This is a genomic window from Caulobacter sp. GW821-FHT09H08 (genome assembly GCF_059415885.1).
This window is the reverse complement of record NZ_JBWKOC010000007.1, coordinates 205,237-217,832: the sequence shown is the minus strand read 5'-3', so window position 1 is coordinate 217,832 and position 12,596 is coordinate 205,237. Positions and strand designations below refer to the sequence as shown.

At 67.9% G+C, this 12,596-nt stretch carries 11 protein-coding genes; 2 read left to right on the top strand and 9 right to left on the bottom strand.

Annotation, left to right across the window (positions count from 1 at the left end; genetic code table 11):
* Window positions 1-172 precede the first annotated feature (172 nt).
* Entirely contained in the window at window positions 173-1,333 is a 1,161-nt protein-coding gene (locus AC07NN_RS23465) for a DegT/DnrJ/EryC1/StrS family aminotransferase (RefSeq protein ID WP_494646229.1), read from the bottom strand.
* 143 nt (window positions 1,334-1,476) lie between these two features.
* Here AC07NN_RS23465 and AC07NN_RS23460 point away from each other — a divergent pair, with 143 nt between their 5' ends.
* Entirely contained in the window at window positions 1,477-2,466 is a 990-nt protein-coding gene (locus tag AC07NN_RS23460) for a mechanosensitive ion channel family protein (protein WP_494646228.1), read from the top strand.
* On the opposite strand, the gene AC07NN_RS23455 is transcribed toward AC07NN_RS23460, so the two are convergent.
* The 6 genes from AC07NN_RS23455 to AC07NN_RS23430 all read right to left on the bottom strand — a co-directional run bounded on the left by AC07NN_RS23455 (window position 2,396) and on the right by AC07NN_RS23430 (window position 7,715).
* Window positions 2,396-3,571, bottom strand: coding sequence for a trans-sulfuration enzyme family protein (locus AC07NN_RS23455; protein WP_494646227.1), 1,176 nt, complete (start codon window positions 3,569-3,571; stop codon window positions 2,396-2,398). The genes AC07NN_RS23460 and AC07NN_RS23455 overlap by 71 nt on opposite strands.
* Before the next feature lie 151 nt (window positions 3,572-3,722).
* Window positions 3,723-5,123, bottom strand: coding sequence for a pyridoxal-phosphate dependent enzyme (locus tag AC07NN_RS23450; protein WP_494646226.1), 1,401 nt, complete (start codon window positions 5,121-5,123; stop codon window positions 3,723-3,725).
* A 71-nt stretch (window positions 5,124-5,194) separates the two neighbouring features.
* The gene (locus AC07NN_RS23445; RefSeq protein ID WP_494646225.1) at window positions 5,195-5,428 is read right to left on the bottom strand and encodes a hypothetical protein; all 234 of its coding nucleotides are present in this window, start codon (window positions 5,426-5,428) and stop codon (window positions 5,195-5,197) included.
* 140 nt (window positions 5,429-5,568) lie between these two features.
* Window positions 5,569-6,222: a fructose-6-phosphate aldolase gene (fsa, locus tag AC07NN_RS23440; protein WP_492816370.1), complete on the bottom strand. Its 654-nt coding sequence runs from the start codon at window positions 6,220-6,222 to the stop codon at window positions 5,569-5,571.
* A 72-nt stretch (window positions 6,223-6,294) separates the two neighbouring features.
* Window positions 6,295-7,176, bottom strand: coding sequence for a dTDP-4-dehydrorhamnose reductase (rfbD, locus tag AC07NN_RS23435; protein WP_494646224.1), 882 nt, complete (start codon window positions 7,174-7,176; stop codon window positions 6,295-6,297).
* Window positions 7,173-7,715, bottom strand: coding sequence for a D-glycero-alpha-D-manno-heptose-1,7-bisphosphate 7-phosphatase (locus tag AC07NN_RS23430; protein ID WP_494646223.1), 543 nt, complete (start codon window positions 7,713-7,715; stop codon window positions 7,173-7,175). Before AC07NN_RS23430 ends, rfbD begins: the two co-directional genes overlap by 4 nt.
* A 71-nt stretch (window positions 7,716-7,786) precedes the next feature.
* On the opposite strand from AC07NN_RS23430, the gene AC07NN_RS23425 reads away from it, so the two are divergent.
* Window positions 7,787-8,956, top strand: a complete 1,170-nt coding sequence (locus AC07NN_RS23425; RefSeq protein WP_494646222.1) for an AGE family epimerase/isomerase — start codon at window positions 7,787-7,789, stop codon at window positions 8,954-8,956.
* Window positions 8,957-9,065: 109 nt separating this feature from the next.
* Here AC07NN_RS23425 and AC07NN_RS23420 read toward each other — a convergent pair whose 3' ends face one another.
* Together AC07NN_RS23420 and AC07NN_RS23415 are read right to left on the bottom strand one after the other, a co-directional pair.
* The gene (locus AC07NN_RS23420; RefSeq protein ID WP_494646221.1) at window positions 9,066-10,376 is read right to left on the bottom strand and encodes a mannose-1-phosphate guanylyltransferase/mannose-6-phosphate isomerase; all 1,311 of its coding nucleotides are present in this window, start codon (window positions 10,374-10,376) and stop codon (window positions 9,066-9,068) included.
* 87 nt (window positions 10,377-10,463) lie between these two features.
* On the bottom strand, window positions 10,464-12,506 hold the full coding sequence (locus AC07NN_RS23415; RefSeq protein ID WP_494646220.1) for an NAD(+) synthase: 2,043 nt from the start codon (window positions 12,504-12,506) through the stop codon (window positions 10,464-10,466).
* Window positions 12,507-12,596 lie beyond the last annotated feature (90 nt).

The window sequence follows — 12,596 nt, the reverse complement described above, 5'->3', positions numbered from 1 at the left end:
AAGCCAGACCCTTCGGCCGCTAGCGGGGCCGAAACCCCGCCCGGAGTTCATCCGCGGGCCGACCTGCGGTCGGACCCGGGGGACAGGCTCAGGGTGAGGTTTCTACTGAACCGGCGTCGATAGTCGTCCTCACCCTGAGCTTGTCGAAGGGCGGGGGCGGCCCCTCCGCCGATCAGCCGTTGAACGCCCGGATCGCGTCGATGACCTTCGCCTGATCGGCTTCACCCAGATACGGATGCATCGGCAGGGCCAGCACGGTCTCGGCCTTGGCTTCCGTCACCGGCAGGCCGCCGGCGCCGCGCGGGAAGTGGGCGTAGGGCGCCTGCACGTGCATCGGAACGGGGTAGTAGACCGCCGTCGGAATGCCCTGGGTGCGCAGGTGCGCGGCCAGGCCGTCGCGGTTCTCGTGCTCGATCACATATTGCGCCCAGACCGAGACGCCGCCGTCGATCACGGCCGGGGTCGACAGCACCGCGCCCTTCAGGCCTTCGGCATAGCGATCGGCCACCACTTGGCGCAGCGCGATCTCCTCGGCGAAGATCGCCAGCTTCTCGATGAGGATCGCCGCCTGGATGGTGTCCAGGCGCGAGTTCATGCCAATGCGGGTGTTCAGATATTTCGGGTCGTGGTCGAAGGTCTTGCCCTCGAGGTCCGGACCGACCGCCTTGCCGTGGACGCGGTAGCTATCCATCAGGTCCCACAGGGTCTGGTCATTGGTCAGCACCGCCCCGCCGTCGCCGTAGCAGCCCAGCGGCTTGGCCGGGAAGAAGCTGGTGGTGGCGACATCGGCCCAGTGCAGCGGATGCTGACCGTTGAGCGTACAACCGAAGCCCTGGGCGCTGTCGGAGATCAGCTTCAGGCCTTCGCGGTCGCAGATGGCCTTGATGGCCGGATAGTCGGCGGGCTGGCCGAACAGGTCGACGGCGATCACCACCTTGGGCGTCAGGCGGCCCTCGGCCTTCACGGCGGCGATGGCGGCGTCCAGCTTGGCCGGGTCGAGATTGAAGGTGTCTGGCAGCACGTCGACGAACACCGGCGTGGCGTCAACCCACGGCACCACTTCCGGCGTCGCGGCGAAGGTGAAGGACGGGCAGAACACCGCGTCGCCCTTGCCCACGCCCCAGGCCATCAGCGGCAGGGCGATGGCGTCGGTGCCGTTGGCGCAGGACAGGGCGAGCTTGGCCTGGCCGAATTCCGCCAGCTTGGCTTCGAACTCGCGGACCTGCGGGCCCATGACATAGGCGCCGCTGTCCAGCACCTTGGCGATCGCGACGTCGATCTTGTCGCGGATCCGGCGCTGCTGCGCGGCGAGGTCGATGAAGGGCATGCTCATGGCGCGGCCTCATAGGGGCGGTTCATGACGATTTCGAGCCAATTGATGTAACCGACTGTTTCCCGCCACAAGAGAAGCCGAGCGGAACCACCCGCTCATCCTCTCGTTGACCGCAGGGCGCGGGGGCGCCTATCGAGAGCCTTATGAGTACGAAGCCCAGCCTGATCCCGGCGGACGCCAAGCTGCCGTCCCTCACCAATGTGAAGGCCGACGAGACCATGTTCGGACATTTCCTCGACTGGTTGGGCAAGCTGGCGGTGAACCTGGTGGTCGCCGCCCTGATCCTGGTCGTGACCTTCTGGGTTGCCGGCTGGGCCGCCAAGTTCATGCGCCGCACCCTGATGCGCGTGCATCGGAACAACCCCGACCCGACGCTGGAAAGCTTCAGCGCCTCCCTGGCCCGCTACGCGATCATCGCCGTCGGCCTGGTGGCCGTGCTGCAGCAGCTGGGCGTGCAGGCCACTTCGATCCTGGCCGTGCTGGGGGCGGCCTCGCTGGCCATCGGCCTGGCCTTGCAAGGCGCCCTGTCGAACGTGGCGGCGGGCGTGATGATCCTGCTGATCCGCCCCTACAAGGTCGGCGACCTGATCGAGACCTCGACCCGCCAGGGCACGGTGAAGTCGCTGGACCTGCTGTTCACCGAGATCGCCACCCCCGACAACGTCAAGGTGATGATCCCCAACAGCAAGGTGTTCGGCGACGTCATCCTGAACTACTCGACCCACCGTAACCGGCGCGTGGACGTGCTGTTCAAGGTGCCGCTGAAGACCGATCTGGTCGCGGTGCTCAAGCGCCTGCGCGAGCGGGCCGAGAACGATCCCCGCATCCGCAAGGACCCGGCGCCGATGATCGAGGTGACGGACCTGTCGGAAGCCTACGCGCAGGCCGCGATCCGCGTGTGGGTAGCCGCGGCCGACTTCGGACCGGCCAAGACCGACCTGATGCTCAGCGCTCACCTGCTGGCCGAGGACCCGACCCGCGTCGACCTGCCGCCGCCGCGTCCGACCAAGGCCAAGGACCCCTCACCCGTCATGCCGGGCGAGGGCGAGCACCATCACCTGCTCAGCCTGATAAAGCCGCGTCGAGGTCGGAAATCAGGTCCCGGCAAGACTCAATCCCCACCGAAAGCCTGATTAGGCCGTCCGTGATGCCCAGCGCGTTGCGCTGATCGGCCGGGATCGAGGCGTGGGTCATGATGGCCGGATGCTCGATCAGGCTCTCGACCCCGCCCAGGCTTTCCGCGAGGGTGAACAGGCGCGTGCGTTCCAGCATCCGGCGCGCGGGGGCGAGGCCCCCCTTCACGTCGGCCGAGATGATGCCGCCGAAGCCGCCGGTCATCTGGCGCTTGGCCAGGTCGTGCTGCGGGTGGCTTTCCAGACCCGGATAGATCACCCGCTCGATGCCCGGGTGCTTCTCCAGCCACTGGGCGATCTCCAGAGCGCTCTCGCAGGCGCGCTGCATGCGCAGGGCCAGGGTCTTCACGCCGCGCAGGGCCAGGAAGCTGTCGAACGGGCCGAGCACGCTGCCGACGGCGTTCTGCAGGAACTTCATCTTGTCGGCGACCTCGGCGTTGTCGCCGACCACCGCCACGCCCGCGACCACGTCGGAGTGCCCGTTCAGATACTTGGTCGCCGAGTGCATGACGATGTCGAAGCCCAGTTCCAGGGGCCGCTGGATGTAGGGGCTGGCGAAGGTGTTGTCGGCGACGGTGACGAGGTTGTGCTTCTTGGCGATGGCGGCAATGCCCGCCAGATCAGCCAGGCGCAGCATCGGGTTGGTGGGCGTCTCCACCCAGATCATCCGCGTGGCCGAGGTGATCGCCGCCTCGACGGCCGAGAGGTCGCCCATGTCGACGAAGCTGAAGGTCAGGCCGGCCGAGCGCTTCCGCACCTTGTCGAACAGCCGGAACGAGCCGCCGTAGAGGTCGTCGCTGGCGATGACGTGCGCGCCGCTGTCCAGCGTCTCCAGGATCGTCGAGGCCGCCGCCAGGCCCGAGGCGAAGGCAAAGCCCGCCGTGCCGCTCTCCAGGTCCGCGATGCTGCGCTCGAAGGCGAAGCGGGTCGGGTTGTGGCTGCGGCTGTACTCGAAGCCCTTGTGCTCGCCGGGGCTGGACTGGACGTAGGTCGAGGTCGCGTAGATCGGCACCATCACCGCCCCGGTCGTCGGGTCGGGGAACTGGCCGCCGTGGATGGTGCGGGTGGCGAAGTCCAGGCGGTTCTTGCCGGGGATGTCGGTCATGAAGGGTCCTTGGGCCACCCTCGCCCTTCGACAGGCTCAGGGTGAGGGTTACTGCGACGCCTCATTCAACAACCTCATCCTGAGCTTGTCGAAGCATGTCCTCGGGCCGGCGAAGCCGGACCCGTGGAGAGAGGTTGTTGTAGCGCCGCGTTCAGGCGCTCATCCGCAGGTGATTGATCAGATCAACCCGGGTGATCACACCTAGGAACTCCTCCCCGTCGACCACAAGGGCCACCTCGTCGCGATCGAACACCTCGGGCAAGGCGTCGACCGACTGGTGGGCCTGCAGGGTCTTCACCTCGCGGGTCATGGCTTCGCCGACGGGGGTCTTGAAGCGCCCCTCGCGATGGTCGTCAGCGCCCTCGACGACGGCCAGGATGTCGCTCTCGTCGAGGATGCCCACGAGGCGGCCGTGATCGACAACCGGCAGCTGGCTGATGTCGGACGAGCGCATGCGGTTGTAGGCGGTCATCAGGGTGTCGTCGGGTCCGATGGCGATCACCCCGCCGTCGGCGTAGCGCTTGGCGATCAGGTCGCGCAGGTCGCCGTGGATCTCGCGCCCGTCGAAACCATGCGCGGCCAGCCACAGGTCGTTGAACATCTTGGTCAGGTACTTCGAGCCCGTATCGCAGACGAGCGTCACGACCCGCTTCGGCTCGGTCTGCTCACGGCAGTATTTCAACGCCGCCGCCAGCAGGCAGCCCGACGACGAGCCGGCCAGGACGCCTTCCTTCTGCAGCAGCTCGCGGGCGGTCTCGACGCTCTCGCGGTCGCTGATCGAATAGGCCTTGGACACCAGGTCCATCTGGGCGTTGTCGGGGATGAAGTCCTCGCCGATGCCCTCGACGATCCATGACCCGGCCTCGCCGAACGTCCCGGTCTCGACATAGTCGCGCAGGATCGAGCCGACCGGGTCGGCCAGGACCATCCTGGTCTTCGGCGAATTGGCCTTCATGTAGCGGCCGACACCGGTCAGGGTGCCGCCCGAGCCGACGCCGACGACGATGGCGTCGATGTCGCCGTCCATCTGCGCCAGGATTTCGGGACCGGTGGTCTTCTCGTGGGCCAGCGGATTGGCCGGGTTCTCGAACTGGTTGGCGTAGAGCGATCCGGGGATCGACTGGGCCAGGGTCTGGGCCATGTCCTGGTAGTATTCCGGGTGGCCCTTGCCGACGTCGCTGCGCGTGAGCCGCACGTCCACGCCCATGGCCCGCAGGTGCAGGATCTTCTCCCGCGCCATCTTGTCGGGGACGATCAGGATCAGCTTGTAGCCCTTGAGGGTGGCCACCTGGGCCAGGCCCAGACCCGTATTGCCGGCGGTGGCCTCGATGATGGTGCCGCCGGGCTTCAACCGGCCGTCGGCTTCGGCGGCTTCGATCATCGACCGGGCGACGCGGTCCTTGATCGAACCGCCGGGGTTCTGGCTTTCCAGCTTGAGGAAGAGACGGCAGGGGCCGGTGTCGAGGCGCTTGATCTCGACCATCGGGGTGCGGCCGATTAGGTCGAGGGCAGAACCAGCCATTGCAGGAAGGCCGGATTTGGGGTCGTTCATGGCGCAGCTCCGCTGCAGGGTGAAACGATTTCCCCTAGGTAGGCGCTGTTCTTGGAATAAGGGAAGAGGCCTTAGGCCGCGCCCGCCGTTCCGCGCTGGCTCAGCCACTCGCTGGCGAACTTGCGGCTGAGGCAGACGTCCTCGAACACCACCTTGCGCAGCTGGCCCAGCAGCTCGGGTGTGTCGTGCACGATGACGAACGGGAAGCCGTTGGCGGACAGGAAGCCGTGCAGGAATCGCGAGAACCGGTCGGCCTCTTCGGGACCGGCCAGACGGACTTCGGTTTCTGCGGTCGTCAGCGCCATGTGCGTGGCCCTCAGTGGACGGACCACCTTTAACGCACGAACTCGCATTTGCGAACCAGCTTCGCCATTGCGAAATAAACTGTGATCAGTTGAAAGGCCTCCGGACGGCGCACGGGCCGTCCGGAGCGCTTGAAGTCGTCCTAGAGGATCGATTGGCCCGTCGAGGCCCAGTCCTTCAGGAACTGCTCCAGGCCCTTGTCGGTCAGCGGGTGCTTGTAGAGTTCCGCGAACACGGCCGGCGGGATCGTCACGACGTCGGCGCCGATGATCGCGGCTTCCTTGACATGGGCGGCGTTACGCACCGAAGCGGCCAGGATTTCGGTCTCGTAGCCGTAGTTGTCATAGATCGCGCGGATGTCGCGGATCAGGTCCATGCCGTCGAAGCCATAGTCGTCCAGGCGGCCGATGAACGGCGAGATGTAGGTCGCGCCGGCCTTGGCGGCCAGCAGGGCCTGGGTCGGCGAGAAGCACAGGGTGACGTTGGTCTTGATCTCTTCGTCGGCGAAGGCGGCGCAGGCGATCAGGCCATCGCGGGTCAGCGGGATCTTGACCACCACGTTCGGGGCGATCTTGGCCAGCTTCTGCCCCTCGGCGATCATGGCGTCGGCCGTGGTGGCGGCCACTTCGGCGCTGATCGGACCCGGGACGATGTCACAGATCTCGGCGATCACTTCCAGCATCGGACGGCCCGACTTGGCGATCAGGGTCGGGTTGGTGGTGACGCCGTCGATCAGGCCGGTCGAGGCCAGATCGGCGATGACCTTGGTGTCGGTGCTGTCGAGGAAGATCTGCATGGGTCTCTTGCGCTGTATTTTATGGGAAAGTTGGGCGCTGGTTTATCGCGAGCGGGCCAGCGACGCCAGCGCCTAGGCCTGGAAACCGGCCGCCACGAGCCGATCGGCGGTGCGCTCGACCGCCGTGCGCCAGGGTTCAGGCGTGAAGCCGAAGACGCTTTGCAGCTTGCCGGTGCCTAGCGGCGAGCGCGGCGGACGCGGGGCGGGCTCGGCGAAGGCGGCCTGGGTGGTCGGCTCCAGGCGCGCCCTGGTCAGCGGGTCGCGGTCGATGGCGGCCTTGGCGAAGTCGAAACGACTGGTCTCGCCGGTATTGGCGAAGTGGAAGAGGCCGAAGGCGGGATCGTCCGCCGAGGCGGCGGCCCAGCGCGGCGCGGTGGCGATCAGGAAATCGGCCAAGGCCTCGCCGTCGGTCGGCGTGCCGAACTGGTCGGCGACGATCTCCAGCACCTCGCGCTCGCGGGCCAGGCGCAGCATGAAGCTCACATAGTTTCGGCCGTAGCGGGAGAAGACCCACGAGATCCGCAACACCGTGGTGCGCGGGTGGGCCAGCACCGCCTGCTCACCGGCCAGCTTCGAGCGGCCGTAGACGTTGAGCGGCCGGGCCTCATCGGTCTCGACATAGGGCCGGTCGGTCAGGCCGTCGAACACCGCGTCGGTGGAGAGATGCACGAACGGCAGGCCGCGCTCGGCGCAGGCCGCGGCCATGGCGCCCGGCGCGACGGCGTTGACCGCGAAGGCCTCGTCTGGCCGCGCCTCGGCCGGGTCGACGTGGGTGAAGGCAGCGGTGTTGAGGACGAGGTCGCAGTCTGCGGCCAGGATCGCGGCGCGGACGGCCTCGGTATTTTCGAGATCGCAGTCGGCGCGGGACAGGGCGATGACTTCAACACGGCCCGCGGCGGCCGCCTGGACCGCCGTGGCGACCTGGCCGGTCTTGCCGAACTGCAGGATCTTCATTTCAGCGCGGGAACCCGATCGCCGAGGGCCTGGCCGACGAAGGTCCGCAGATTGCCGCCCTTGAACAGATAACCGGGAATGCCCGCCCGGTTTCCCGCCTCGACGTCGATATGGCGGTCGCCGATGATCACAGCCTCCTCGGGCGTGATGTTCCAGTCGGAAAGACCCCGCAGGATCATGCCGGGATTGGGCTTGCGGTCCGGGTGGTCGGCGACGCGGTAGGCCTCGACGACGGCCGTCTCGTGGTAGGGCGAGTGGTAGAAGGCGTCGATCCGGCCACCGAGCTCGGCCAGTTGCTCCTGCATGACTGCATGGAACCGATCCATCGCCACCTCGTCGAAATAGCCCCGGCCGATGCCCGACTGGTTGGTGACGACAAGCACCTTCAATCCCGCCGCCGTCATCGCGGCCACGGCCTCGCGGGCGCCGTCGATCCAATTCAGCTTGGCCGGATCGAACACATAACCGTGGTCGACGTTCAGCACGCCGTCCCGGTCCAGGAACACGGCTTTCAGCGGGAGATCGGCGGCGTCGCTCATGGACGGGAGGAGTACCGCGACCCGCGCCGGATGTCTTGGCCTTCCCGTCCAACCTCCCTAGAAAGACCCCCATGAGCAGCCCCCTCGCCGACGCCGCCCGCCTGCGCGACCGCCTGAAGACCTGGGCGACCGCGACGGCCTATCCGCTGTGGTGGGAAGTCGGCGGCGATCACGTGAAAGGCGGCTTCTTCGAGAAGATCGACCTGGCGGGTCAGGCCATCGACGGCCCGCGTCGTGGCCGGGTGCTGCCGCGCCAGATCTACGCCTACGCCATCGCCGGCGAGCTGGGCTGGGAAGGCCCTTGGCGCGCGGCGGTCGAGCACGGCCTGGCGTTCTACCTTTCGGCCTATCGTCGTCCCGACGGCCTGTTCCGCACCCTGGTCGGGCCGAGCGGCGAGAGCCTGGACGAGACCGCCGACCTCTACGACCAGGCTTTCGCGATCTTCGCCCTGGCCGCCGTCGCCAAGGCCCTGCCGGCCCGCGCCGACGAGGCCAAGGCGATCGCCGTGGGCGTCCGCGAGAACCTTGTCGCGGAGCGCAAGCATCCGGTGGCGGGCTTCCATCAGTCGAACCCGCCGACCGCGCCGCTGCAGTCCAACCCCCACATGCACCTGTTCGAGGCCATGCTGGCCTGGGCGGAGATCGACGGCGACCCGGCCTGGCGCGCCCTGGCCGACGAGATCGCCGAGCTGGCGTTGTCGCGGTTCATCCATCCCGAGACCGGCATGGTCCGCGAGTTCTACGACCTGGACTGGAACCCCGCGCCCAGCGTCGAGGGCCGCATCTGCGAGCCGGGCCACCAGTTCGAATGGGGCTGGCTGCTGCTGCGCTGGGGCAAGCTGGCGAACCGCGCCGACGCCACGGCGGCGGCCTTGCGGATGATCGACGCCGCCGAGGCCAAAGGGACCGACTTCGCGCGCGGCGTGGCGATCAACGCCTTGCTGGACGACCTTTCGATCCACGACGACAGCGCGCGCCTGTGGCCGCAGACCGAACGCATCAAGGCCGCCGTCCTGGCCGCCGAGGTCACGGGCGATGCAAAGTACTGGAACATGGCGGCGAGCGCGGCCGAGGGCCTTCTGGCCTATCTGCGCACGCCCGTTCCTGGCCTGTGGCGCGACAAATACCAGGCCAACGAGACCTTCGTGGAGGAGCCGGCGCCGGCCAGCTCCTTCTACCACATCGTCCTGGGCATCCTGGAAATGGACCGCGCCATCAGCGGGGCCAGAGCCAAGGCTTGAATGACGGCGGAGCCGTCCTCGCCCTTCGACAAGCTCAGGGTGAGGACGATTTCAGCGCCGCAGTAGAAGACCTCACCCTGAGATCGTCGAAGGGCGAGGTTTTCGTCAACTATCGCGGCTTGGTCACAAGCAGCGTCGCCGCGCCGATCGCGCGGGCGCGGACGTCAGCCTCCAGCGGGATGATCGAACCGGCCGCGTAGACGTCGCCGTCCATCTCGATCACGCCTTCCAGCACCTGCACGGTCGAGGCCGGCAGGCTGATCGTCTCGCCGGCCGGCGCGCGTCGCAGCTCGACGTCGAAGCCATCGGTGCTGACCAGGGTCTCGGTCCCGTTCGGCGAGGCGCTCTTGCGCAAGGCGATCGAGCGACCCTTGGCCTTCAGGCCATCGACGAGACCCTTCACGGCCTGGCTCTCATTGCGATGGCAGACCAGCACCGCGTCCGGCTCGACCACCACCACGATGTCGCTGACCCCGATCACCCCGACATAGGGGCCGGTCGAGCGGACCAGGACGTTGGAGGCGTTGTGCAGGTCGACATCGCCGTCGCTGGCGTTGCCGGCGTGGTCGCGGTCCGAGGCTTCCCAGATCGCGTCCCAGGCGCCCAGGTCCGACCAGGCGAAGGCGGCGGGGGCGACGGCGGCCTTGCTGGTCCGCTCCATCACCGCATAGTCGAGGCTGATCTTGGCCGCGCCGCTGAAGGCCTCGCGGTCCAGGCGGCCGACGCCAGCCTCGAGCACCAGCTTGGCGGCGCAGGCCTTGGCGGCCGCCGCGACGGAGGGCTCGAACGCTTCGAACTCAGCCAGCAGGGTCGAGGCCTTGAAGGCGAAGTTGCCGCTGTTCCAGAGATAGCCTTCCAGCAGGTAGCGCTCGGCGGTCTCGCGGTCGGGCTTCTCGACGAAGGCGGCGACCTCGCGCACCGAGCCGTCCAGCAGCGGCGCGCCGGGGCGGATGTAGCCGAAACCGGTGGCGGGCACGGTCGGCTTGACGCCAAAGGTGACGATCAGGTCGTGCTCGGCCGCCCTGGCGGCGGTGACGGCGGCCTCGCCGAACACCTCGGGATCGGCCACGTGGTGGTCGGCGGCCAGCATCAGCACCACACCGTCCGGGTCCAGGCCCTGGACATAGGCGGCGGCGGCGGCCACGGCGGGGGCGGAGTCGCGGGCTTCGGGCTCGACCAGGATGGTGGCCCAGGTCTCGATCTCGGCGGTCTGTTCGGCGACGAAGCCGACCATGGCCTCGCCGGTGACCACGACGATCTCGGCCACGCCCGGCAGGTCGCGCACGCGCAGCACCGTCTCTTGGAAGGACGAGCGGTCGCCGACCAATTTCAGGAACTGCTTGGGCTGGTCGCTGCGCGAGGCGGGCCAGAGACGCGTGCCCGAACCGCCGCAAAGGATAACCGGATAGATCGCGGCCAAGAGTAACCCCAGACTGACTAAGCACCCCTGCTTGACCGGGGGATATCGTGGAGCGCGCGAGAAACCAAAGCTTTTTAGGGCGAGCCCTTAAGCTTGGTCCGGCGCCCCCGCCGCCAGTTCGGCCAGCCAGGCGTCGGCCGAGGCGTCCGACGGCATCCGCCAGTCGCCGCGCGGCGACAGCGCCCCGCCGGACGAGATCTTCGGCCCGTTCGGGATGGCCGAACGCTTGAACTGGTTGTTGAAGAACCGCTTCAGGAACAGCTCCAGCCACTTGCGGATCTCGGCCAGATCGTAGGCGCGCCGGGCGTCCTCGGGCAGGCCGACCGGCCAGGCGCCCTTGTCCGCATCGTGCCAGGCCGTCCAGGCCAGGAAGGCGATCTTGGACGGGCTCATGCCGTAGCGGGTCAGGTAGTAGAGATTGAAGTCCTGCAGGGCGTACGGGCCGACGAAGCTCTCGGTGGCCTGCACCTCTTCGCCCGGCACCAGCTCCGGCGAGATTTCGGTGGCCAGGATGTCTTCCAGCAGCGCCGTCGTTCCCGCGTCGACGTCGCCCGAGTGGGCCACGAAGCGGATCAGGTGCTGGATCAGCGTCTTGGGAACCCCGCAGTTGGGATTGTAGTGGCTCATGTGGTCGCCGACGCCGTAGGTGCACCAGCCCAGGGCCAGTTCCGACAGGTCGCCGGTCCCGACCACCATGCCCTTGTGATGGTTGGCCAGGCGGAACAGGTAGTCGGTGCGCAGGCCGGCCTGGACGTTCTCGAAGGTCACGTCATAGACCGCCTCGCCCTTGGCGAATGGGTGGCCCATGTCGGCCAGCATCTGCTTGGCGGCCGGACGGATGTCGATCTCCTCGGCCGTGACGCCCATGGCGTTCATCAGCTTCCAGGCGTTCGACTTGGTGCGGTCCGAGGTGGCGAAGCCCGGCAGGGTGTAGGCCAGGATGTCCGAGCGCGGCCGACCCAGCTGGTCCATGACCTTGGCGGCGACGATCAGAGCGTGGGTCGAGTCCAGGCCGCCCGAAATGCCGATCACCAGGCTCTTGGATCCGGTCGCCTCGACGCGGCGCGCCAGGCCCTGGACCTGGATGTTGTACGCCTCGTAGCAGTTCTCCCGCAGCTTGGCCGGATCCGACGGCGTGAACGGGAAGCGCTCGACATTGCGGGCCAGGGCGAGATCGCCGGCCGGCGCTTCGAAGGCGAACGGCGCGACGCGGAACGGAACCTTGGGCGGGTTCAGGGCCATGGCGTCGCCGAAGCTGACCACCCGCATGCGCTCCTGGCGGATGCGGTCGACATCGACATCGGCGAAGGTCCAGGCCGGCCCCGTCGAGAAGCGCGGGCTCTCGGCCAGCAGGGCGCCCATCTCGTGGATGTCGACATGGCCGTCCCAGGCCAGGTCCGTCGAGCTCTCGCCGGCTCCGGCGGCGGCGTAGACATAGGCTGCGATCATCCGCGACGACTGGCTGGCGCACAGCATCCGGCGGGTCTCGGACTTGCCGATGGTGATGTTGCTGGCCGACAGGTTCAGCAGGATCTCGGCGCCCGCCATGGCCTGGGCGGTGCTGGGCGGCGTGGGCGTCCAGACGTCCTCGCAGATCTCGACACCGACGGTGAAGGGCGTCGGGGCGTCGGCGCGGAAGAGGACATCGGTCCCGAACGGAACGTCCTGGCCGGCCAGGATCAGGGTCTTGCCCGTGACGCCCGCGCCCGGCGTGAACCAGCGGCGCTCGTGGAATTCGCGGTAATTGGGCAGGAAGCTCTTGGGCACGACGCCCAGCACCTTGCCGCCCTGGATCGCCACGGCGGTGTTGTAGAGCCGGCCGCCATCGCGCAGCGGCGCGCCGACCACGATCATCGGAGCGAGCTTGGCGCTGGCCTCGGCCAGGGTCGCGACCGCCGCCTCGACGGCGTCCAGGAGCACGTCCTGCTGCAGCAGATCGTCGATCGTGTAGCCGGTCAGGCCCAGCTCCGGGAACACGATCACCGCCACGCCCGCGTCATGCGCCTCGCGGGCCAGGGCCAGGACGCTTTGAGCGTTCGCGGCCGGATCGGCCAGCTTCACCTTGGGAACGGCGGTCGCCACGCGGACGAAGCCATGACGGTACGGCGAGAAGAACGACGGACTACCCAAGAGACCGGCCTTTCAGGGTTATGCTGAAACTGAGCATAAGTCTGCTTCCAGCTATAGCGCCTCCAGGCGATGTTGCCTAGCGCCCACGGA

Excerpts from the sequence above, each read along its gene's own strand:
- AC07NN_RS23465 (WP_494646229.1), bottom strand. The coding sequence starts at position 1,333 with ATGAGCATGCCCTTCATCGACCTCGCCGCGCAGCAGCGCCGGATCCGC.
- AC07NN_RS23460 (WP_494646228.1), top strand. The coding sequence starts at position 1,477 with ATGAGTACGAAGCCCAGCCTGATCCCGGCGGACGCCAAGCTGCCGTCC.
- AC07NN_RS23455 (WP_494646227.1), bottom strand. The coding sequence starts at position 3,571 with ATGACCGACATCCCCGGCAAGAACCGCCTGGACTTCGCCACCCGCACC.
- AC07NN_RS23450 (WP_494646226.1), bottom strand. The coding sequence starts at position 5,123 with ATGAACGACCCCAAATCCGGCCTTCCTGCAATGGCTGGTTCTGCCCTC.
- AC07NN_RS23445 (WP_494646225.1), bottom strand. The coding sequence starts at position 5,428 with ATGGCGCTGACGACCGCAGAAACCGAAGTCCGTCTGGCCGGTCCCGAA.
- fsa (WP_492816370.1), bottom strand. The coding sequence starts at position 6,222 with ATGCAGATCTTCCTCGACAGCACCGACACCAAGGTCATCGCCGATCTG.
- rfbD (WP_494646224.1), bottom strand. The coding sequence starts at position 7,176 with ATGAAGATCCTGCAGTTCGGCAAGACCGGCCAGGTCGCCACGGCGGTC.
- AC07NN_RS23430 (WP_494646223.1), bottom strand. The coding sequence starts at position 7,715 with ATGAGCGACGCCGCCGATCTCCCGCTGAAAGCCGTGTTCCTGGACCGG.
- AC07NN_RS23425 (WP_494646222.1), top strand. The coding sequence starts at position 7,787 with ATGAGCAGCCCCCTCGCCGACGCCGCCCGCCTGCGCGACCGCCTGAAG.